This is a genomic window from Myroides sp. DF42-4-2 (assembly GCF_030326445.1).
In the GTDB taxonomy this organism is placed as follows: Bacteria; Bacteroidota; Bacteroidia; order Flavobacteriales; family Flavobacteriaceae; genus Flavobacterium.
This window is the reverse complement of record NZ_JACAKI010000002.1, coordinates 245,738-270,115: the sequence shown is the minus strand read 5'-3', so window position 1 is coordinate 270,115 and position 24,378 is coordinate 245,738. Positions and strand designations below refer to the sequence as shown.

The following is a 24,378-nucleotide window of genomic DNA, read 5'->3' as shown; positions in this document are numbered from 1 at the left end:
AATAGTAATAACCCGTTTACCTCACCTAGCTTATATTTTGTTTTGGTGTTCGATGAATCTCAGCTTCGCTTCGATTTCCCCTCACGAAGTGCACCGAATACCAAAGCAAATAGAATTATCAATGAGGTAAACGGTAAATACTCAATGTATTGAACCGGTTTTCCGAAGATATCTGTAATATAGGACGTGCTGCCTAGATGGTCACTATGATACCACCAAACCGGACCGTGTTCTTCCATTGGATTAGCTACAATAGGAACCTGTGTTGGTGGTTCATCTCTCCATTGGTCGTTTATGCCCGGGGGTAATACAATAGGCGGAAATTCTGGTTCTATCTCTTCTTCTGGTTCTTCTCGCGGTTTGGACGGTATCTCTAAATCACAAAATTGGATGTAAAACCCTCCTTCTATACATTGAAACAAATATTTTACCACACAATTAAAAATCCGCGCGATTGGGCTTAACAGTTAACGCACGGACTGCAACTCCGCGCGATCGGGGGTAGTTTATTGTAGTACAAAACTTCAATCTCCTATCACTTTAATATCCTTTTAATGTTTCTAATATATTAAATTTGTTAAATTCCACATCTGAATCTTCTATTAAGTAATGATAAGCTTCTATCTCCATCTTTTTTCCTACTAATTCCTGCTTCAAATTATATTTTTTTAGCAAAAGTGCTTTTTTTATTGTAAAATCTACATAGCACAAATAGTAAATTAACTCATTATTTGGGTTACCTCCATTAAGTTTTTTTATACTATCAATATACTTCATCAACTCGGAATTACTATCATCAGTAAGAATAATAGTCTTAATCTTTTGTATTTGCTCTATATTTTGATCAAATGATTTTGTCTTAGAATATTGATCCATCAAATAAATATTTATTTTTGAACCTCCTCCCTCACTATCATAAATTTGTACAAAAGCATAACCACAATATGATTCCTCATATTTATTACATCCAACTATTGTTAAAAACAATAAGAAAAAAACCTTAGTTCCTAGCCTGTTTAGAATGCTCATGATAAAAAGTTTCTTTATTTTTTCCATTTTTAAGTGTGCCAAAGTGAGTCCTATCAATATAATCATCATTAATATTAAAGTATTGAAACCCATTAGAATTTGATTTACCTGAACTACCTTTTTCGTTAGCAAAATTCAAAATATTCTCAAAATGAACATCCTGTAATATTAAACTAGCTGCATTCCCCATAATATCGTTACTAAACCCAGCATGAGGTTGTTTTTGTGGTCCAAGATTTAAATTAAATCCTTCAAAATCATCATATCTATCACTTAAACCTAAAAAATGTAAGGTTTCATGTATCCCTGCATTTACAACATTATCTTTATTAGCATTTAGCTCCCCATAATTAGCAATTATAGGGGTGTTTTCTTGCCTTGATCCTTTTACATGAGATGATGTATTACCCATGTCATTTCTAACATTCAAAATATTATTTCCTGCTCCTATGTTATCCGCATTTCTATTATTATCATAAACATAAGTAACATTAATGCTAACTTTTACACCATTTATCGTTCTGCTACCAATTCTATTTGCAAACTCTGTATTTAAAGTATTAGCTAATTCTTGTGATGCTCCATTTCCTTGTAAATAAACTGTTGTATGTAAAGAAACACTGATTATCTTTCCACTACTATTTCTCTGTGTTACCATTCTAAAATCTCTTCCATCGGGATCTATTGCATTAATAGGATTATTAGCCACATACACATAAGGGTTAATATTCGGATATTTCTCCGCCAACGGGTCCACACTCAAAAATATACTCGCTCCCGGATCGTAATAACGTGCTCCGTAATAGTAATAACCCGTTTACCTCACCTAGCTTATATTTTGTTTTGGTGCTCGATGAATCTCAGCTTCGCTTCGATTTGCGCATCCAACAGCACTACGTGCGGTTCGTTCGCCTAAAGTTCATCACTTTAGGCTCCGAAAGGCATTAAACTTATACACATTCTCCAATATGTTGTTGGTGCTCTGTTCCACCATGACCTATCTCACCTAGCTTATATTTTGTTTTGGTGTTCGATGAATCTCAGCTTCGCTTCGATTTCCCCTCACGAAGTGCACCGAATACCAAAGCAAATAGAATTATCAATGAGGTAAACGGTAAATACTCAATGTATTGAACCGGTTTTCCGAAGATATCTGTAATATAGGACGTGCTGCCTAGATGGTCACTATGATACCACCAAACCGGACCGTGTTCTTCTATTGGATTAGCTACAATAGGAACCTGTGTTGGTGGTTCATCTCTCCATTGGTCGTTTATGCCTGGGGGCAATACAATAGGCGGAAATTCTGGTTCTACTTCTTCTTCTGGTTCTTCTCGCGGTTTGGACGGTATCTCTAAATCACAAAATTGAATGGAATACTCTCCTTCTATAGTTCGAAACTAATATTTTACCACACAATTAAAAATCCGCGGGATTGGGCTTAACAGCTAACACCTGAACAGCTAACGCACGGACTGCAAATCCGCGCAATCGGGTTTTGTTAATTTTTTCTATGAAATCACTCTTTAGAGTAAAAAATAAGTGATAGTACAAATAAAACTGTTGAAAAAACATCATATAAATCATATACTAATCGCCTATATTGTGGTTTTCTATTTAATATATTTTCTTTTTTTTGAATACTAAATTTAATGTAAAATAAATAAGAATTAATTAAAATCAATACTACAATAGGCAAAAATAAAACTATAAAACTAAGTTCTACAGTAAAAAAAAGATGCAAAACAATAACCAACACTGTATTAAAATTAACTGCTTGTGTAAAAGATGTGTGCATTATTATACTTAAAGGAGTTTCATATTTTGCGTTTTTTATTAAACGTTGATAATTAGCAGCAAAAAAATCTAACCAAAAATTTTGGATATACTTTATTAACTTCATTTATTATTAGATTAAGGTTCAAATTTTGATTTTGTCCAATGATATCTTCGTGCATAGTATGTAGGCGAATTAGTACCAAAAACTACTCTATTATATAATTCACTTTTTGGAAGAGTATTTTCAAAAGTTGTATACGATGCACTATACAATAATCCGTACCCCCAACCAAACACAGTCCCTATTTTGATGCCTAAATAATTATTCCCAATGGAATGAGCTCCTGATACATAATCTCCTTGAGAAATTTTTAGTCCACCATCTATATAGCCTGCATAATTTAATACTTTTGAAGTTACATTTAATCCTGCATTCAGGTTTTTTATACTATTCATAGATTCTTTATACCCTTTAGAATAAGCATTAACACCTACATTACCGTCAATTCGGCCATAAAAATCAATAGAGTTCGAATAATGAGATGTTCCTATTAAATAAGAAGATTTATCCATAAATTTCTGGCTCATATCTCCCATTATTCCAGTGGCAGCACCTCCAAACATTTGTCCAGCGGATACAGCATCACTCAAATTAGAATTATTACCTGGAACCGTAAAGTTTATACCTTCAAGAAAATCATTGCCACCTCCCGAGTTATCATGCCATATTCCATTATTATAAGTCCAACTTCCATCATTATCTGTATGAACGTATCCATTTTCAAATTCCCCTTCTGTGGGTGGATCAGCTCGCATCCCCGTAGGATCAATCAGATTAATCGGATTATTGTGTACATAATGGTATGGATTCCATCCTGGGAACTGTTCCGCCAACGGGTCCACACTCATCCACATCTACTTCTTCTTTTTCTCGCGCGAACTCAACCTTTGTTTTCAAAGACCAACTGTCCATATAAAAATAAAGTTTATTTGATAGTAAAGACCTACTAAACAAAATTACGGATATTCAAAAACTACCAAACGATAAAGAACATGTAGTCATGGAACTGCTCGACTCCTTCCTTAAACAAACGAAACTGAAAAGTATTATGTAAATATAAAATCCGCTAATCAAGGACTAGCGGGTTTCATTTTTATTTATCCAAAATCTCTCGTCATCTAAAAAAATGAATAATAGATGCTTAATCTAATTTTTAATTTCTTGCTTAGCCCAATACTCTAATAATCCAAAGAGATATTTTCCCAATGCTCCTTTGGATTCTAAATCCATAATAACAGCAGGTACGGACAAGGCATTTTTAGAATATAGAATTATGATTTTTTTATTACTTAATTCACACATATCTAAATCAATATAATTAGCCCATTTATAAAGAATATTATTTGGTTCCAATTCAGAAGCTTTTTTCATCATACTATGGGCTTTTTCAATATCTATATCAAAATACCATTCAGACATACAAGCTATTTGTCCTATATAAAAAAGATATTCTGCTTCATCAAAAAATTTAGAATATGATTCAATAAAATATTTCTTCAACAACTCAGCATAATAATCATGTTCTTTTGAATCATATTGTTCTTCAACTAATAAATTCATCAATAAATAATTCATACTTAAATATGCTTCTATACTATTACTATCTTGTTTAATTGTTTCTTCCAATAAATTAATAGCCGTTTTCCAATCTTTACTTTGTTCAAGTCTTAACAACTGTGTTTTCCAATTCATATTTTTATATTATTTAAGGAATAAACATTGTTCCTATTTTTGGAACTCCATTAACAACATTACCTCTAAGTAAAACATTATAACCTCCAACATTTACGGAAAGATCTTTAAATACTCCACTTGTTGGAAATTTTCCATTTGCTGCATTTAAAACAGCTCTAAAAGTATTTTCGTATCCACCAAGTTTTGTTACTAATGGATCTAGATTATGAGCTGCCTTACCGAAAATATGAGGGACTTTATTTTTCATTGCGTAACTCACCGCATCATCAATAATACCACTTGAAAATTTATTTATTAATTTAGCCCCTCCTTTAGCAGTATTACCCAATAGTAATCCTTCAACAGGTATAACTGATGAAACAATACCTCCAATGTAATTCAACATTGTTTCCTTAGCTCTTGCAGTCTCTCCTGTTGGATTAACCCAACCATCATAAGCCATTCGGAAATTGCCCATGAAACTCTTATCATTTTTTCGCTGATAATTTACATTTGTTATTCCGGCTTTATTAAGATCTTTTATACTATTATATATATCAATAGATCCGTCATTATTATGGACGGAGAAAACATCAGTTGGGTCTCCTTCCCAATCAGTACTGGTTACTTCATAAGCATTATATCTCCCTTTTTTGTTATTATCTGGATAAACAGTCCATACTGTTATTCGACCTCCTTCACCTCCTGTTTCCTCTGCTCGCATCCCCGTAGGATCAATCAGATTAATCGGATTATTGTGTACATAATGGTATGGATTCCAGGCAGGAAATTGTTCCGCCAACGGGTCCACACTCAAAAATATACTCGTTCCCGGATCGTAATAACGCGCTCCATAATAGTAATAGCCCGTTTGTGCGTCTAATTCCTTACTATTGAATTTATACACATTCTCCAGAATGTTATTGGTGCTCTGTTCCACCATCACTTCCCCAAACGGTAGGTACTCAATGTATTGAACCGGTTTTCCGAAGATGTCTGTAATATAGGACGTGCTGCCTAGATGGTCACTATGATACCACCAAACCGGACCGTGTTCTTCCATTGGATTAGCTACAATAGGAACCTGTGTTGGTGGTTCATCTCTCCATTGGTCGTTTATGCCCGGGGGTAATACAATAGGCGGAAATTCTGGTTCTTCTTCTTCTTCTTCTTCTGGTTCTTCTCGCGGTTTGGACGGTATCTCTAAATCACAAAATTGAATGTAAAACCCTCCTTCTGTGCGGATCCAACTTATATCTTCTCCTCCATCTTCTCCCGCAAAAACAATACCTGGTAAATCATAACACTTTTTACAATCCGCATCTTTACAAATCAAACACAAATAGTACTTGAATAATAAATCGTATATCTCTGGTTTATCTTCGCGATCTTTATAGTATTCTATGAAATTAAGAAATTGATTGTAACAATCCAACTCGAGGCGATTAAAATCTACAACTGTTCCTAAATCAATTGGATCACGCGTGATGGGATCAAGTGGAATTCCGGTAATCGGATCATAGACATAGCCCGTTTCTGGGTCAATTACTAAACCATCTGCTGTTAGTTCTACGCAACCTTCAGCGTTGATTTGCTCTAGTGCCGCACAATAATCAGTTCTTCCCACTATAGTTTCATAACTCACGCAATTTCCTTGTGAATCCCATAAATTACACCTCTCTCGATACAGTATATGTTGTTCCAAAATAGCTAAAATCTGCTGTCTACAATACAATTTCTCTGGCGTATTATAAAGTGAATGCAATAAAAATTCAACTTGATTTTTACAGATAGCCTCCGAAATTTGGGTTGTATTAAAAATCTCATAATTTCTAACTCCTCTTGTTAGCTGTGCAGTTGCACTACGCATCTGCCCCCTCATAAACGTAGGAGGAGACACCTCTACAGTATTGTAATCTTCTCGGCTAAAATCTTCCACATCTTCCGCTTTTCCTATACGAGAAGCAATGCGCTTTGCATTGGCATAATAGTGTTTGGTGTAGGTCCCCTTAGTATACACTAAATAACCATTAGGATACAGCACTTCTCCTGCATTATAGGATCCATGTAAGTTCATTCGGCCATTGATATTCAAATTGGAAGATACTGTAATTCGCTTGCCTACACGTTCTCCTTTTCCATCATATAAGTAAATGCTCGATAGATTTCCATCATCTGTAATATCTGTTATATTATTATTGGCATCCCAGTTAAAACTGCGATTTTGATATGCTACAGCACTCGAAGTATTACCCGATGTTTCTATAACATCTATATTTCCAGTTGCTGTATAGCTAAAACGTTGTTCAAACCCATTACCATTATCACTCATACCCTCAATACGAGTAAGTTGAGGGGATCTTGAATCTTCATAGATATAATTCCTTTTTATCGAATTTTCTGTATAGGTTATTTGTCTCGTATTTTTATCTATTACAGCATGCAGCTGTGTTTTCTTACTGATCGCATGGTCTTTGGTGTAGTGCATGTCCAACATATAATTGTGTTCTTCTAACAAGCCATCCCATTTTCCTGCTGCCGTCTTCAGTCGATTAAATGCATCATACTCAAACTTTTTACGATACGTTCCTCCGATATTTAATCGCCGATGCTGGCTAAAATTATTGTAAATCCCTTTCACATTATTATTTCGGTCATATCGATAGACATTGCGTAAAAACACACTGAAACTGTTCGAATTATTTGCTTGTGGTGCAGCGAATTGAGCAGCACGCAAACGCTCCGTTAGATCAAATTCCTGCTTCATTTCCACCTTATTTCCATATTGAATATAGTAGGGTTGATCAAAGTAATTGTACTTCACTTGACTGAGGTATTCGACACCTTCATCATTGATCATACTCGTCAATTGTCCCACACTGTTGTAGTGGTAGTTGACCTTTTCTTTATCGGGATACACTAGCTCCAAGATTCTACCCCAAGAATCGTATTTATACTTGGTTTTAAAGTAATGTGGTCTGCCATGTTCATCAGAAATGAATTTGGTCTCTTCTACGACTTCCCCTAATTTTCCATACTTAAATTGATGAGTACCGCTTCGATCGGTCATTAATTTTAAGCGTCCTTGTGGTTCATAGACAAAATCGGCATCAATCTGATTCCCTACTATTTTTGTCAAACGATTAAAGTCATACGTATAGTTAATCGTTTGACCCGTTGCGTCTACTTTGGTCTTAATTTGTCCTAAATCATCATAGGTAAACGCAGTAATACCTGAGGCAGACGACCACTTTTCTATGACCCTGCCCAGCCAATCATAGTCGTATTTCGTAAAGTGATCCATGGCATTGGTCACTTGTCTAACTTGCCCCAACGCATCGTAAACAAATTCGGTAGAAAGTGTTTGTCTATCGCCCAATTGACTTTGTATGACCGTTTGCCCTAGTTTATCAAAATAGTTTATCGTCGTATTTCCTTCAGGTAAAATAACTTTTTGAAACATTAGATTCCCTTCAAATCCATAGCTGTATTTCGTAATCGCATCGATTCCATAGATCAGCTGATCCAAGACGCGATCTTGATCGTCATAGGTTGTCAAAATCTTGCGTTCATCTATATCCGTTGTGGGATAATACCTCGTTAAAAGTCTTTGAAAAACTTCCGCTTCAGCTAAGCCTTCCAAGCCCAATTCTTCTAGATCTAATGGCTCACAATACAGCTCTTCTTCGGATAAATAGTTTTCAACTGCACGTCCAAATTCGTCGTACTTTGTTTTACCTGATACGGCAAAGCGAAGTTTTGGTGTTCCTCCCTCACAACCGATATACTCCTCGTCATTGGCCAGTTGTTTTTTCACTTGAATGACACGTCCCAACCCATCGGTTAACATACTGGTATGCAAAATATGGCCATCACCCAAATTGTGTTGCGTCATCGATGTGCGATTAGTCCCATAGGTGTTGCGAATAGTCCATTCGGCTTCATACGGTCCTTTTACCTGTAATAACCGATTAAAAGGATCATAATCGCAATGTATTTCTTCTCCATATACATCCCTGACCAAAACCGGTTGTCCAAATACATTAACTAATTGTCTAGTCACATTGCCAAAAGGATCCGTAATTCGCGCTGGCACAACTTTAAAATAATCGCCATGATACTCTCGATTTCCCATTTGCGGACTAAACGGACCATAATCGTAAGTATAACTAAAGCCTCCTGGTAGCGTTCTTTTGCTAATATTACCTAAAATATCGTATTCATACTTTGTTATTGTGAAATCAGCATCTGTTACATAATGATTTACTTGAGCATACTTCATCGCATCGGGTGTAACAGTGGCAGTGGTTAATCTCAACTGTTGATTGTTTGTAGTTACACTCACTCGATGGCTAATCGGCAAGGTCTTTACGCCTAAATTATAAGCAATATCAACAGTTAACCCTCGATCAATATCCATATACCTCTTGACATTTCCCATTGTATCATACAACTGAAAGTCTTGTTGGGTTTGGTTAACCAAAGCATTGCTTCCCGTTTCGTCTTGATAGGTCCAATTTTTCGTTTGTATACTTGTAACTATAGGCAATACAGCTAATTTTTCTGTAAACACGCTTACTTCGGCACTGGAGGTTGTAGCCGTATGTATATCATCAACAAGCAAGCGACTATCGTAAAACTTATAGGTATACGTGGTTTCAGTCAACGGTCGTTTTCTCTTGTCTAAGGTATAGGTTCTCTTCGGCAATCCTTTTTTGTAGAGGTATTGTTTTAGGCTAGAACTAGTTCCGGGTTGATATAGCTCATTCTCTGTCATAGCATCCAATAGATACGCTGTTACTGTGGTACGGAACGGGATGCCTTCCCTATTTAACAAGTGGGCTTTTGTTTGACCAAACCCCAAGAAATTGCGCTCTTTTCTGTCTTTATAGCCATTAAAATATTCATAAGCATAGCGGGTGGTATTTTCTCCATCTCCTTCAAAGCCATCAAATACATTTACTTTAGTTAATGCCCATTTTTTATACGGCATCTTATAGGTTGATCCGATAACCGATTGGTCGATTGGATTGACTACATCATAATCTAAATCAATTTTTGCTCCTGTGCTTTGGGTCACTGTTTTCAGCAAATTCGTACGTCTAATACGCGATTTATAAACCGTTATGCTTTCATTGCGAGTAGAAGTGACATAATCGATAAATCCATCCCCGTCAAAATCCATATACCGGCTTTCTTCTGTAGAAATATTGCGCCCTGAAGCTGCTCCTACAGATACACAAAATTTAGGTCCTGTCAATATAATGGGAATGGGGAAATAAACACAGATCGTTAAATTTCCATTAAGTCCTGCATCTATAGATTTCTGTGTTTGACTCCCTGGTAGACTGCGTCCTGAAGACTCAAATCCCATTCCTGTATTGATGTAGTACTGTCCATCTACAATTTTTTCGGGTAATCCATCACCATTTAAATCAATATAGGTTACCGCATCCTTAGAAGTACTTGTTGAAATACTTAATCCCGCAGCTATATCTAGATTTGATTGGCTAGAAAAGCCTAGATTGAGAGATCCACTTCCACTACCTCCTATGGTTTCTGTTTTGCTTTTTTGCAAAGGTAGACCCTGCCAAATTGAACTCTGCTGAAATACTCCGCCATAGTTTAACAACACTTTTCCATCACTTTGCACGATATCAATCAATCCATCTCCATTGATATCTACATAAAAACGCGAGCTTGAATTATTCGTTGTGAATTTACTTCCATTGAGGGAGCCACTAGCTTGGTTTCCTATTTTTGTATTCAAACCGGCCATAAAATTAGCGGACCTAGTTGATCGATCTCCTAATTTTGGACTTCCCGTTATACCGGCATTCCCTCCTCCTGCAAGAGTTCCTGAACCAGCAATTGAAGTTCTAACCGTAAAATCCGCTTGAACAATGCGACTCGAAAGCCCGCCTCGCTTGGCGGTAACTTGAATACGTTCACCTATAATATCAGGAAATCCATCCCCATTGATATCCAGAAATTCATTTAACAATTCACTCGATCCTTTCGTATCTGCACGCCCTATACTAAATCCTAAAAACCCCAGGGATTTGTTCGTCGTATTATTTTTGAAATGCGAATATTTAGTAATTCCCGCAGCGCCATAGTTACCAACAGCTACAGCCGGTGGACGCAAATCGGGTATATCGTCTGTTAAGAATCGCGTATAAGGACTGATTGCTGTTGCCGATACATATAAATGTTCATGACTCTCCCAGCGGTTGCTCTCTTTATTGGGCAACAACATGGCAAAGTACTCCGACATATTACCAGCCGCATTTTGAATGTTATCCATATCCAACTCTACTTGATCCAACGTTAGGGTAGTATCCGTCAGCATATTATTTACCGTTGAATTAGATGCTACCGCTGAAGGTAGAACATGTCTCCCTATAATCGGTTGGTATGTGGCTTGGGGTTCTGCTCCTTTATAAGCAAATTGTCCCCAGTTTCTGTACATGGCTCCCCAAGCTTCTGTTGACTCCGAAGTATATACATTTGCTTTTACTTTTCCATTGGTATCCACTCCTGACATATAGGAGCTAGGATTTGCCCCACTTGCCGTCACTTTAATCAAAGGTTCATTATCGCCTGATTGATAAGCATCTACTAGTTCTCCTATTTTGTGTTCCGTGGTGTAGTACTCAAAATAGTATCTCGCTCCTACCCTTGGTGTTAAAGAAAACGAATCCGTATCTCCCAGATTTTCATATCGATTGTTTGACATCAAACGCTGTTTCTGAACGATAGTTCCACTGGCGTCAAATTTATAACGGAACTTTACATACCCCTTCGGGTCATTGGGGTTACGAGTACTTACTAAAGATATAATACTTCCATTTGGATTGCGAGCGACCAAATAGACATATCGATCCTGACAAGCCGCTTCCGTACATTCCGGCAAACGGAAATTATTTCTTATGGTCACGCTCACCCGTGGACCTTCAGCTGTATACTCCAACGGAATATTACTCGTATGTACTTTACTGTAATTAGAGTAATAGGGCGTGATATACAGGTCGGGATTTGCCGAATCTAGCGAGACTAATTTGGGCTTAAATTTAGTATCAATCGACTTCCAATCTATTTCAGAATCACTTAATACCTCAACTTTTATATAGTGAAAACTACTAGGTACCGAAGTGATCGTTTCCATATCTAAGAGTTGATTTGGAGAGGAAAATGTTGTAACCCCCTCAATATTACTCGTTTTTTCGTAAATCACTACATCATTTCCAAGAATGGCTACATTTCCGCCTACCGTTGTTCCCTTCTTAAAATAGGAAACGCGAAGGGTTACTCTATCATTCTCTTGAACAGTAAAGCTAGGCCATTCTAGACGGTATTTCCCAGCTTCTTTAAACATAAGTTCAAGCTTGCTTCCTACAATAAATCCATCGGCATACGATGAGGTATGTCGAGAAGAGTAGCTCATCGGATCTGGATTTACCCCTGTATATTCTACTTTTGGGTTCCAAGAAATTCCTAGCTCCGCTATGGGTACTTGGTTCGTATGTACACGAAAAAAAAGCAGTTCCCCTTTTTCAACCGTTAGGGTATGACTATGGGTTTCTATTGAGGAAAGCATCAAATTAGGACCTACAACAAAACTCGCAGCCTCCATATTTGTTTCGTGAAGTCTCTCAATGGAAAACTTAACTCCGCTCTCAAGGCCAATATGTTGTTTCTCTATGGTGCCTGTTACTCGTATTTGTCCTGGTTTTGGCGCGCGCCATACCATTACAACATCCATCGGACCATTGGTCATATCAACCTGTGGAATTGGATTTAATACCGGGGCAACCTCTTCTTCTTTTAGTATAATAACCGGACTAATCGAGCTGTCTAAACTATAGGAAGGCGCTTGGGTTTGGGGGTCTATAGATCCAAAATACACCCGTTCATTATCCACCACATCCAACAAACCATCTGCATTGACATCCGTCATATAGGTTGTTGTTTTGGATGAGCTCTTCGAATTGGTACGACTTATATTGCCAACAAATATGTTGACGCTAAGTCCTTTGTCACTATTTTCACTTCTACTATATCCTAAATTCGGTAAGTCTTTGATTGGATAGACGTCGGCTGAAAAATTATTGCCTAAATTCTTGCGGTAATAAAATTTGATCCCGTCTTTAAAAACCTTGTCAGGCAACCCATCGCCGTCAATATCCGTCATCATTACTTTGATTTCCGCATTGGAAGAGCCCCCACCAAACGTTCCCCCTATGGTGGCAGCGCGACTAAAAGGCAACCACGAATTAGGAAAAATAGGGGTCACAATTCCCGCTGAACCTCCACCATTAAAATTCGTCAATTTTCCTTCTGTTCCCCCCAAAGCAGATAGGTATACATTATACCTATCGTAATCCGTGGCATAATCTTTATAGGTATTGATCGTTTGTCCTGTACTTTCAAAAAGGGATCCCGTACCAATATCATCGTGATAATCGAAGGTGTATTCTTCTACTGTAGGAGGGGTATTGTCTGTAGTAGGTCCAAGAACATTTTTATTATTGCTATTTGTATTGATGATGCGATAAAGTAAACTCCTTCCAAACTGTCCTGCTTTGTAAAAAAATTGATATTCATTATACGCATATCCCAATGATTTTCTTCCTTCATCAGATTGCATCTGAGAGGCTTTAACTTCCATACTGATAAGAATGCGATCTATTAAATCCACACTCTTCGCCTCTACACCATAGCGATTATTTGTCTTTACATCTAAACGAGGTCCACTAGGAATATCTATTGTGTTTTTTCGTGTTATTAAAACAGTAAATTCATGTAAATTAGTCCCTGAAGTTGACAATATTGGATTCTTATTGTACACAATCTGTTGTAATTGATAATCGCCACTTGAATTTTGGCTATAATCATATTGCATATAATTATCAAAAGGATCCATGACTTTAGTCAGATGCCATTTACCTTTAGCGTATAGGTCAAAGTAGGAGGTCCATCCAGTAGATCGATCCTCTATTAGCCAGGTGTAATTATTCACAGTGCCTAAGCGCTTAATCACTTGATTAGGATTGTGTTGTGCTTTATGAAACATAGCATTGCTCACGCGGTTGATCAATGGATCTTTATGCGGGACATACATCGTGCGATCAGATTTAACCAATAACAATTCCTCTCCATTCAACAAGTAGGATTCTGTTTCTTTGGCCGTATCGTACAAAGGCACTCCCCAACGGGTATCAACCGAAATTGTAGGAACGGATAAACTCCACCCCAAACCAAAATCCCCTTCATCAGAACCACTGTTGTAGTTGACTGATAAATCAGGAGTCATCCCTTGTCTTCCTTGAGGTAAAATCAAGGGAAAAGTAAGTGCTGCATCACCGCGATCATTAATTTGAGGTATGCTGACCATCGGAATATTTTCCGTGGGGTTCACAGCTTGTATCCCACTCAGTGTTGTGGGGGCAAAAGCATCGCCATCGGGGCTCTCGGGCTCTAAAATCACCCCTGCTACATAGTCTGTAAAGTGAGTCGTTAAAGCGACCACTTGCTGACTCTCTTCCAACACATCAATCACCTGAACCTTGGTCCATTGTTTGATCGTGGTATCGAAGTAAAACACCTGAATATCCTTGGCGCTATACCCACGGGGCAAAGCGGTTGCGTCATAAGGCAAGCGCAGGGTAACTGCTTGATCAAATTGAATACCATCTGGCAAAAGGCGATAGGCACTCTTCTCAGGAGTAACGTTTACTAAAGCCATCCCTGTAGGCGCATAATCACGGGGTCTCAATTCTTGAATCGACAGGGTAAAATCTTCTTTAAAACTCGCCGATGGAAGTTCAATCTCCACTTGATCGTGTTGAAACACTTGGGATTCTCCTTGTTTTTGAACGGCAAATTCCCGGCGTTCAAAGGCCGTTGTCAACGGTTTTACCTCGGCAAGCACACAGGTAGTCAACCGGTGGATTTCTTGTGTTGCCACTATCCTCCCTTCTTTTTTTACTTCTGCCAATAAGGGTGTGGCTAAAGAATCTTCCGTTGTTTCTAGGTATTCAAACGTATCATGAATAATGGGAATGCGTTTTCCCGAAATATACAATTCAACCCCTTGTATGGCAGCAATCACTCCTGACACATATACTTGTCCCGTTATACTATCGCACAGGGTTGCATTGACCTGAAGTATTCCTTCTGTCTCTTGGGCTAGGCGTTTTTCAATTTGCAAATTGCGCACCAAATAAGGCGATTCAGGTTGTTCACCTGCGGTGAATAAGACCGTATTCACCCCCTGTTTTAAATTATACGGCGCTATATACTCTTCTACACGGGTCCACGCTTGATTTTTACTTTGTATATAACCTCCCGTACTCGTAGTGGTATTGATACTTTTAGCCACTGCTGTTGAACTCGAAGCGCCATATAACTCATAAGACAACACATAAGTCGCCTGAGCATCAATGGCTTCGGGTATGTTCACCTTAAACAGGTTATCTTCGGGATCATCATAAGGTAAATCAGCGGACTTCCCAATTACACCATAAGGCAGATCAGCGGCGTACAAAACAACCGATTCCCCAGCACGGTCAACGGTTGACCGAAAGACAGGAGTTTGGGCTTCTGCTCTTTTCTCTTTTCTTATTTCCTCCTCTACCAGTACTTCCTCTGTTTGATCGTCTATTTGCTCTTCTACTTCATCTGCCAATTGAACGGAAGATGATGCCACAATAGAAACTACATCATCTAGATTCACTGTATCGTTGGTTGCAGTATTTTTCGATAGCAAGCGCTCTTCCTCTACATCCATAGGCTCGTAAAAATAAGCCGTTGGTCTCAGCTGAATTGGGTTGGCATAGGCGGCAAACACGTCAAAAACAAAACTTTGCAGCAAGCCGATCAAAATAAAAGTTGAGATTTCTCTTTGGTAACGTTTAAAAAATTGCATACTCCTACGGTTTTATTTGACAATTAATTTCTGAATGGATGTTTTACTATTGATGATGGAAACCAGTAAATAGGTGGTCTTTCCTCCAAGTCTATAGGTGTACGCGCCCCCCTCAATAAGACCGAGTTGCTGGCGTTGCATAAACTTGCCTTCTACAGTATAGATGTAGAAATCCACCCGTTTGGGAGATTCAAAGAAATAGTGTACGTTAAATTCCTCACCTGCTTTCACTGGATTTGGGCTAACCAACCACTGCTCATCCAACGAAGTCGAGGTTTTAATCTTTCGGTTTACGCTAAAGTCAAAACGCTGGTGTTTTCCTCTAAGATCCGTGACTTCTAAGCTAAAGTCACTGGGGTAATTCACCCGTAAGACAGGAGCCGTTGAGATAATTCTATCACCGAGATACCAACGATACCTATAGGAGGAGTTCGGTTTCTTGAGTTGGGGCTGTATTGTCAGCAAGTCTCGACCATTTAGTGTCCATGTACTTGGCATGACAATCAAATTAGACGCGTCAAAATCTAAGGCAATTGAATCGAGGGTTGCTTGTTGTTCGTGACTATCGCGTACCGCAAAGGAATAGGTCGACTTCGGTAGCTCACTCAAGGCAAATGGCGTATGTTCTGTCACAAAGAAGTAGGCTTCATGGGTGTTTAAATCCGTCGCTTGAATTGCGTAAGGCGGCTCACTTGCTCCAGTAGTCAACAATTGATAGCTGTGATTAATACCCAAGGTATCTTGCTCTATATCAATAGAAAAAGGTTGTACTCGCCCAATCGACCAATAGGTATCCGTTTGCGTATTGACGGTGATATTTTTAAAGCTCAACTGTAAGGTATCGGTCTTATCCTGGGCGATCTCCCCTCCTGCAGCCGTATAGAGATAATAATCCATATCCTTTTCGGGAGCTACGGCAAGGGAAAAATCGACTGTTAGATTGTGATCCCCTTTATTTTGCACCAACCATTGCCGTTTGAATTTATTGCTTTGGGCATCGAATGCTTTTTCTTTGGCATTATCGCCGATCAACACAAAGCTCTGATTGGCGAGAATTTCCTCATTATCTGCTTTTTTCAATACAATTGCGGGTTCGTCGTTACTAGAGGTCGCTAGTTGTTCTAACCCAAAATAGCGATCCTTGCCAAGGCCAATAATATGGTTATTAAAGGCTGCATTGAGCTTTGCATCCCATAGCTGTACTCCATTACTGCTCCAATACTTCGTTTTATCCGCTAAGGTAATGCCGTATTTCAACGCCAAATACGTTTCTATTTTATTGCGGGTGATTGGATTTCCACAATCGTTACAAATTAAAACCTCGTACAGTGCGGTATTGGATTTGTCGTAGGTATTGTCCAAATAGAAAATTCGCTTTCCATTTTTATTGCGATAATTGGCATTGACAAAGTTAAAATTGACAATAGCGCCTTGAGCTAGATATGCTAAGTCGACCTTTACTTCCAGGTCTGATTTAATCACATCCGTATAGAACGTATGTAGCGCTCCATCATCATATATCGAAAAGAGCTTCTCATTTGCTTTGATGCTCTTGACAACATAATAGACGTATGTGTGTTGAGAAGTGGGCAATTTCTTATTTAGGATGGGAAACACACCTCCAAAGTGAATTCTTGTATTATAGTTAAATCCAGCTTTGGACATTCCTGTTGATAATCCCTTGACCCAGACCAACTGATGGGCGTCACTTATTTGTTGTTGCGAAAGGCAATTCAAAAAACAAAACAGGGAAATAAAAGAGAGTAAGGTTTTAAACATACGCTTAATTGTTTACGATTGGTTCGATAAGATGAAGTCGAATCCCTCAATAGAGAAACCCAATCCGTATTTGGATGATCAGGTAATAGGAAAAAATCTAGTGGTCAAAATCTTCTTTTGAAGATTGTTTAAGGGTACATAGCAGCATGTGAAGAGCTACTGAACAAAACATGTATTACTGTGAATTTATCCCAAAAAAAACACAAAAAAAAAGTCTTATTTGATATTTTAATCAAATAAGACTTAATTATTTTAAATTTTTAATAAATAAGAGACTTTATTCTTTAAAGACCCTTATATAGAAACAACTCCCCTATCCATACCATTTAGTTGATGACAAACCGATAACCGTTATCTTGTTTTCAGCCATCCTGTAATACTATAACGGGGTTTGTGCACGGTTCTCACCTCGTGTTCGATGGACTTACTGTCAAAAATTACCAAACGCCCAGGCAGTGCATAGACAATTTCTTCTCGTTCACCACCTGCATCATCGGGTAAAAACAACACCAATTCCCCTCCATTAGCAGGTGTCCAATCTTTTTCATTGAGGTACAAGACCACCGAAAGCGTTCGACGCGTATCTTTGTGAAACACATCCAGATGGCGCTGATAGCCTGTTCCTACAGGATAACTCGCATAGTGAAATTCCCCTTCTTGAATACCTAAGTAACAAGTGCGATTGACATAAGCGATAAACTCATTCATCCTTTGGAAGTACATTGCCTCCACCTCATCAGGCGTTTGCTCATTCAACCACAATATAAAATCCCCGCGCACTTCCTCAATCACCTGCTCCTCACTGGCCTGTCCAATTGCGGCTTTTTTAAATACTTGCAGCTCTTGTTTCATAAAAAAGTTAGCGCGCAACAAGTCAATTTCCCTCTCCGTGAAAAAACAATCAACCACGGCATATCCACGATTCACTAAATCGTGTATTATTAACTCATAAAATGAATTTACTTCAAAGTCACCCATATATCATTAGATAAAAACTAAGCAAAAATAATTTACAAGACAAAAAAAATAATGCGCAAGAAGCACTTTTTTTTAGGTTTAGCTATGTTAATTTTTTCCCAACAAGAATACAGTAGAACGAAAGAAGTAAAAACAACCTATAAAAAAAGCACGCCAATATGCGTGCTTCAGTATAATTCGTAAGGGAAACCCTTTATTTGACAATATAATCTTCATTTGGAAGGACCAAAGCCGGCAGTGGTAAATCCGAAATTTCGGAGAGTGAATAAGCAATAGTACTACACATTTGATCCAGGGCTAAATCGTTTTCCTCTTCGCCAAAAGGCTCGGCGATTTCAGCAACTACGGCATCCAATGCAATAAAAGTATAGGCGACAAACGCAACAAAAAACGGCATAGTCCACACAATGAGATCAATCAATCCAAAAGGAAGTAAAAAGCTATACACATAGACGGTACGATGCAAGATCACAAAGTAAACAAAGGGTATCTTCGTATGGACAATGCGCTCACAAGCCCCTAAAACAATAGACAATTGCTCTATATTTTGGTCAATTCTCGCCTGTGTAATCGAATCTATTCGCCCCCCTCTGTGCTGTTGGTTGACCCATTTTGTCAGTTCACTCAACAAAAAAGCAGGTTTAAAGCGCTTGGTCAACATTTCTTGATACAGTTCTTCTGTTACATACGAACGAACAATAGACCAATCTGTTTTATTTCTCAATTGTTTATTCAACGCATAACAAAAGGCAATAATCAGCCGAATGGCTTTTTGCTTTTCTTCCTTTGTACAGGTTTCATCTTCTTCAATATAATGCAACAACTGAAAGGCCAAGGAACGACTGTGAATGACCAAACTCCCCCACTGTTTACGCCCTTCCCAAAAGCGATCGTAGGCCGCATTGTTGCAAAATCCCAAGAAAATAGCCAACGAAATCCCCACTAAGGCAAAGGCTCCTACATTAAGGGGTATTATGATATCTGGAAAAAAATAATGACTCCAATACACCAACCACGAAAATAAAAAAATGGCTAATAACGTAGGGGCGATCTTTTTGAGCACCGATCCCTTCCAAATAAAAAGCATCTGTACAATGTGCTTTTTCTCTCTAACTATCATATGCTTAAGAATTAAAACCCTACAAAATTACAAGATAACAAACAAATAAAAGGAGATTCAAGCATTTAATTCTCCTTTCCTTCTTATCCTACTGCTGAGCAGTTGGTTCTATTTCACAAAACAAAAGCAAACTAAATATAATTTTAGACAACTCTAAAATTATATTTTTATAATACTAAATAACTTATACCTTTGCAGAGAGGTTGACGGTTGACAGTTGACAGTTGACGGTCAACAATAAATAATAAACTAATATAATATAACATGAAAATTAACTTACAACTACCAGAGTTACCCTATGCAAAAGATGCATTAACTCCTCTAATCACAGAAGAGACCTTCGATTATCACTATGGCAAGCACCACGCGTCTTATGTCAACAATCTCAAGGATATTGTTCAAGACACCGCTCTTGTGGAACAAACGGTGGAAGAGTTGATCCTAACGGGGCATCAAAATCAAAACCAAGGATTGTTTAACAATGCTGCACAGCACTGGAATCACACTTTCTTTTGGCATTGTTTATCGCCCGATGGAGGTAAGGTTCCCACGGGAAAAATAGCAGCGCTAATCCAACGTGATTTTGGAAGTTTTGAGCAATTCAAAGCGGAATTTTCAACAACAGCAGCTAAATTATTCGGCTGTGGGTGGGCATGGTTGGCACAAAACGACCAAGGTATTTTGGAAATTATCCCCCTAAAAGAAGCAAATACGCCGATAACATTCAACAAAACGCCCATTTTGACACTTGATGTTTGGGAACACGCCTATTATATCGACTACAGAAACGCTAGACCTAAGTTTATTGAGAACTTTTGGGATATCGTCAATTGGGAATTTGCTAATCAAAATCTAAAATAAAATGAGTGATACCTGTATGAATCACCTGGAGCGTTATTGGAAAACCTTAACTGTATCCAGCAATGAAAATTTTAATCAAAAGAACTATCTCGAAGCTTTAAAAGGCTACAAAGAAGCGATGTATCGAGCTGAAGTATTGAACAATCATTGGGAATTGTGTGTGCAATTAAAAATTCCAGTCATACAGGTATTCCTTATTTCTTGTAACAATTTGGCCTATACCTATGAAGAATTACATCAGTTGGACCTTGCGCAAAAGTTCTTGAAACGAGCTATTTATTTCTTGATTCACGTCATGGAGCACAACGATATTGCTGCTAGTGATGTTCAGGCTGATCTTAAACAAGCCTTATTAACCTATGCTGATTTTACCCAACGACACCAACGCAACAAGGCAACAGACAGCACTTGGGATGCCTTGATGCAAACCCTAACAAAAAACCAATAAACAAATTAAAATGCTATGATAGAACCTATTTTACAAGAAAATAACGACCGTTTTGTTATTTTTCCCATTGAACATGATGACATTTGGGATTTTTACAAAAAGGCAGAAGCTAGTTTTTGGACAGCTGAAGAAGTAGATCTCTCTTCGGATCTTTCCGATTGGCAACATCAATTAAACGAAGATGAGCGCTTTTTTATCTCTCGCGTATTGGCGTTCTTCGCGGCTAGTGATGGCATTGTCAACGAGAATTTAGCGATTAACTTCATTCAGGAAGTACAATATGCTGAAGCGCGTTGTTTTTATGGTTTCCAGATTATGATTGAGAATATTCACTCCGAAATGTATTCTCTACTCCTAGACACTTACATCAAAGATCCCAAGGAGAAAGACTATTTATTACACGCCATCGACACCATTGACTGCGTACAAAAAAAAGCCCATTGGGCACTCCAATGGATCGAGAGCGACAACTTTGCCGAGCGGTTAATCGCCTTTGCTGCCGTAGAGGGAATTTTCTTTTCGGGTAGTTTTTGTTCCATTTTTTGGTTAAAGAAACGAGGATTAATGCCTGGGCTTACTTTTTCCAATGAGCTCATCAGTCGTGATGAAGGCCTGCATTGTGATTTTGCTTGTTTACTTTACCTCAACCACATCCAAAACAAACTGTCAGAAGACACTATACACACCATCATCCAAGATGCGGTGGCCATTGAAAAGGAATTCGTCACCGAAGCACTCCCGGTTCGCCTAATTGGCATGAACGCTGACCTAATGTGTCAATACATTGAGTTTGTTGCTGATCGCCTACTCCTTACTTTGGGCTGTAGTAAAATTTGGCATGCGACCAATCCCTTTGATTTTATGGAACTCATTTCTCTACAAGGCAAAACGAATTTCTTTGAGCGCCGCGTTGGAGAATATCAAAAAACAGGAGTCCTGCAACAAGATGCTACGGCCGTTGCTTTTTCATTGAACGAAGACTTTTAAAATTAACCACTTATAAAACACACACTTATGCATGTAATAAAGAGAAATGGAAAAATGGAAGCCGTACATTTTGACAAAATTACCGCTCGCTTACACAAATTAGTTTATGGACTTGAAATTACAGAAAATGAGATTATTGAAATAAGCAAAAAGGTCATTCAAGGGATATACGACAAAGTAACAACCACTACTTTAGATACACTTGCGGCGGAAACTGTGGCAGCCTATACCACGACACATCCTGATTTTGCCATTTTGGCTGCGCGTATTGCGGTGAGTAATTTGCATAAAAACACCTTAAAATCATTTGCTGAAACAGCCGAAAAGTTATACCACTATATCGATCCGATCACCCAAACCCACGCCCCTCTCTTGGCTGAGGAAACCTATGAGATCATTCAACAAAACGCTGATCGACTGAATAGTAGCATTATATACGAACGCGACTATTCCTTCGACTACTTTGGTTTTAAAACCCTAGAGAAATCCTATTTACTTCGCACAAATAACGAGGTTGCGGAACGCCCTCAACACATGTTTATGCGGGTGGCTATTGGCATTCACAAAAATGATATCGATGCGGCAATTGAAACCTATAACCTAATGAGTAACAAGTGGTTTATTCACGCCACTCCTACGCTTTTTAATGCAGGGACTCCCAAACCTCAATTGTCTTCTTGTTTTTTACTGAGCATGAAAGAAGACAGTATACAAGGGATATACGATACGCTAAAGAATTGTGCCTTAATCTCCCAATCGGCAGGGGGGATTGGGCTGAGCATCCACAATGTTCGCGCTACGGGGAGTTATATCAAAGGCACAGGGGGCGTTTCCAATGGAATACTACCCATGCTGAAGGTTTTTAACGAAACGGCGCGATACGTCGATCAAGGTGGGGGAAAGAGAAAAGGCGCAATTGCTGTGTATCTCGAGCCTTGGCATGCAGATATCCTTGATTTTTTAGACATTCGCAAAAACCACGGCAAGGAGGAAATGCGCGCACGCGACTTATTTCCTGCGCTGTGGATTCCCGATCTCTTTATGCAACGCGTTGAGGAGGATGCTTCTTGGTCGTTATTTGATCCTAATGAAGTTCAAGACCTTTGCGATTTATATGGCGACGCTTTTAACACCCAATACCAAGCCTATGAACGAGCCGATAAAGCCCGTCAAACCCTGCCCGCTAGAGCCTTGTGGCAGGCCATTGTAGAGACGCAAATTGAAACTGGTACGCCTTTTATGTGCTATAAGGATGCGGCCAATGAAAAATCCAACCAGAAGAACTTAGGCACTATTCGCAGTTCCAACTTGTGTACGGAAATTATGGAATACACCAATTCCCAAGAAATAGCCGTCTGTAATCTCGCCTCTATTGCCCTTCCCCGCTATGTTGAACACGGAAACTTCGACTTTCAAAAACTGTATGAAGTCACGCAAATCATCACGAGAAACCTCAACAAAATTATTGATCACAACTATTATCCCCTTGAGGAGACGGCGTATTCGAATAAGCGTCATCGCCCCATTGGTATTGGGGTACAAGGTTTGGCCGACGTATTTATGATGTTGCGTTTACCTTTCGAAAGTGAGGAAGCACAAGCGCTAAATCGCGACATCTTTGAAACGATTTACTATGCCGCTTTAGAGGCTTCCATGAACTTAGCTAAAGAAAGCGGAAGCTATGAAACCTTCGCTGGTTCACCTCTTTCTCAAGGGTTATTTCAGTTCGATTTATGGAAGACTTCTCCATCAGATCGATGGGATTGGTCGAGCTTACGAGAAGAAATTATCCGCCATGGCGTGCGCAATTCCCTTCTTCTTGCTCCTATGCCAACAGCTTCCACCTCGCAAATTTTAGGCAATAACGAGTGCTTTGAACCTTATACCAGCAATATTTACAACCGCCGGGTGCGCTCTGGGGAATTTGTCGTGGTGAACAAACACCTGCTTCAAGATTTAATTCAACTGAATTTGTGGAATGCTACTGTGAAGAATCAACTTATTGCAGCAAATGGCTCCATTCAATCCCTGCCCAACATTCCGGATGACATCAAAGCGCTGTACAAAACTGCATGGGAAATCAAGCAAAAATCCCTGATTGATATGGCGGCAGATCGAGGAGCATTTATCTGCCAATCCCAATCACTCAACCTATTTTTAGCAGAACCTACAGCTAGTAAACTGACTTCTATGCACTTTTATGCCTGGAAAAAAGGGCTGAAAACTGGCATGTACTACTTGCGAACAAGACCAGCCGTAGACGCCATCAAATTTACCGTTGATACGGCTCTACTTCAACAACCTACTTCAACAACAAGCTGCGCGCTAGACGATCCGGAATGCCTGTCTTGCGGAAGTTGATTTTATTTGTGAGATTTGTTCGGTTTGCGCGGTTTGCGCGCTTTGCGCAAACCGTGCAAACCGTGCAAACCGTGCAAACCGCGCAAACCGCGCAAAAAACAAATCGAAGATTCATCGAACACCAAAACAAAATATAAACCAGGTGAGATACACCGCGCAAACCGCGCAAACCGCGCAAACCGCGCAAACCGCGCAAACCGTGCAAACCGTGCAAACCGTGCAAACCGTGCAAACCGCGCAAACCGCGCAAACCGTGCAAACCGCGCAAAAAACAAATATAAACTCAGTGAGGTAAACCGCACATTTTTGGTACAGTTTATGTGCATAAAAAGACCTGTACTCATCTAAATTGAGTATTTTTACTTTTTTAT

At 38.8% G+C, this 24,378-nt stretch carries 15 protein-coding genes; 4 read left to right on the top strand and 11 right to left on the bottom strand.

Features of this window, described 5'->3' with window-relative positions; all coding sequences use genetic code 11:
• Nucleotides 1-59: 59 nt before the first annotated feature.
• From HX062_RS03905 to HX062_RS03855, 11 genes are all read right to left on the bottom strand, one after another.
• Nucleotides 60-422 (bottom strand): hypothetical protein, encoded by a 363-nt coding sequence (locus HX062_RS03905; protein WP_286466481.1) that lies wholly within the window; start codon nt 420-422, stop codon nt 60-62.
• 118 nt (nt 423-540) lie between these two features.
• Nucleotides 541-1,029, bottom strand: coding sequence for a hypothetical protein (locus HX062_RS03900; RefSeq protein WP_286466480.1), 489 nt, complete (start codon nt 1,027-1,029; stop codon nt 541-543).
• Complete coding sequence (locus HX062_RS03895) at nt 1,001-1,786, bottom strand: RHS repeat-associated core domain-containing protein (protein WP_430530289.1); 786 nt, start codon at nt 1,784-1,786, stop codon at nt 1,001-1,003. The genes HX062_RS03900 and HX062_RS03895 overlap by 29 nt, the downstream gene beginning before the upstream one ends.
• Nucleotides 1,787-2,069: 283 nt before the next feature.
• Nucleotides 2,070-2,318, bottom strand: a complete 249-nt coding sequence (locus HX062_RS03890; protein ID WP_286466479.1) for a hypothetical protein — start codon at nt 2,316-2,318, stop codon at nt 2,070-2,072.
• 230 nt (nt 2,319-2,548) lie between these two features.
• Complete coding sequence (locus HX062_RS03885) at nt 2,549-2,932, bottom strand: hypothetical protein (RefSeq protein WP_286466478.1); 384 nt, start codon at nt 2,930-2,932, stop codon at nt 2,549-2,551.
• Nucleotides 2,933-2,943: 11 nt separating this feature from the next.
• On the bottom strand, nt 2,944-3,723 hold the full coding sequence (locus HX062_RS03880) for an RHS repeat-associated core domain-containing protein (RefSeq protein WP_286466477.1): 780 nt from the start codon (nt 3,721-3,723) through the stop codon (nt 2,944-2,946).
• A gap of 292 nt (nt 3,724-4,015) precedes the next feature.
• A complete protein-coding gene (locus tag HX062_RS03875) occupies nt 4,016-4,561 on the bottom strand; it encodes a hypothetical protein (protein WP_286466476.1) in 546 nt (181 codons plus the stop codon).
• A gap of 13 nt (nt 4,562-4,574) precedes the next feature.
• Entirely contained in the window at nt 4,575-15,473 is a 10,899-nt protein-coding gene (locus tag HX062_RS03870) for an RHS repeat-associated core domain-containing protein (protein WP_286466475.1), read from the bottom strand.
• A gap of 12 nt (nt 15,474-15,485) precedes the next feature.
• Nucleotides 15,486-17,252: a DUF8202 domain-containing protein gene (locus HX062_RS03865; RefSeq protein ID WP_286466474.1), complete on the bottom strand. Its 1,767-nt coding sequence runs from the start codon at nt 17,250-17,252 to the stop codon at nt 15,486-15,488.
• 351 nt (nt 17,253-17,603) lie between these two features.
• On the bottom strand, nt 17,604-18,230 hold the full coding sequence (locus tag HX062_RS03860; RefSeq protein ID WP_286466473.1) for a 2OG-Fe(II) oxygenase: 627 nt from the start codon (nt 18,228-18,230) through the stop codon (nt 17,604-17,606).
• Nucleotides 18,231-18,423: 193 nt separating this feature from the next.
• On the bottom strand, nt 18,424-19,350 hold the full coding sequence (locus tag HX062_RS03855) for a bestrophin family protein (protein ID WP_182626100.1): 927 nt from the start codon (nt 19,348-19,350) through the stop codon (nt 18,424-18,426).
• Between the two features lie 264 nt (nt 19,351-19,614).
• On the opposite strand from HX062_RS03855, the gene HX062_RS03850 reads away from it, so the two are divergent.
• The 4 genes from HX062_RS03850 to HX062_RS03835 are packed head-to-tail and all read left to right on the top strand — an operon-like array spanning nt 19,615 to nt 24,007.
• Nucleotides 19,615-20,211 carry a superoxide dismutase gene (locus HX062_RS03850; RefSeq protein WP_220497648.1) on the top strand — a complete coding sequence of 199 codons (597 nt, stop codon included), beginning with the start codon at nt 19,615-19,617 and terminating at the stop codon, nt 20,209-20,211.
• Nucleotide 20,212: 1 nt separating this feature from the next.
• Entirely contained in the window at nt 20,213-20,659 is a 447-nt protein-coding gene (locus tag HX062_RS03845) for a DUF2753 family protein (protein WP_182626101.1), read from the top strand.
• A 15-nt stretch (nt 20,660-20,674) separates the two neighbouring features.
• Nucleotides 20,675-21,646, top strand: a complete 972-nt coding sequence (locus HX062_RS03840) for a ribonucleotide-diphosphate reductase subunit beta (RefSeq protein WP_182626102.1) — start codon at nt 20,675-20,677, stop codon at nt 21,644-21,646.
• Between the two features lie 27 nt (nt 21,647-21,673).
• Nucleotides 21,674-24,007, top strand: coding sequence for a ribonucleoside-diphosphate reductase subunit alpha (locus tag HX062_RS03835; RefSeq protein WP_286466472.1), 2,334 nt, complete (start codon nt 21,674-21,676; stop codon nt 24,005-24,007).
• Nucleotides 24,008-24,378 lie beyond the last annotated feature (371 nt).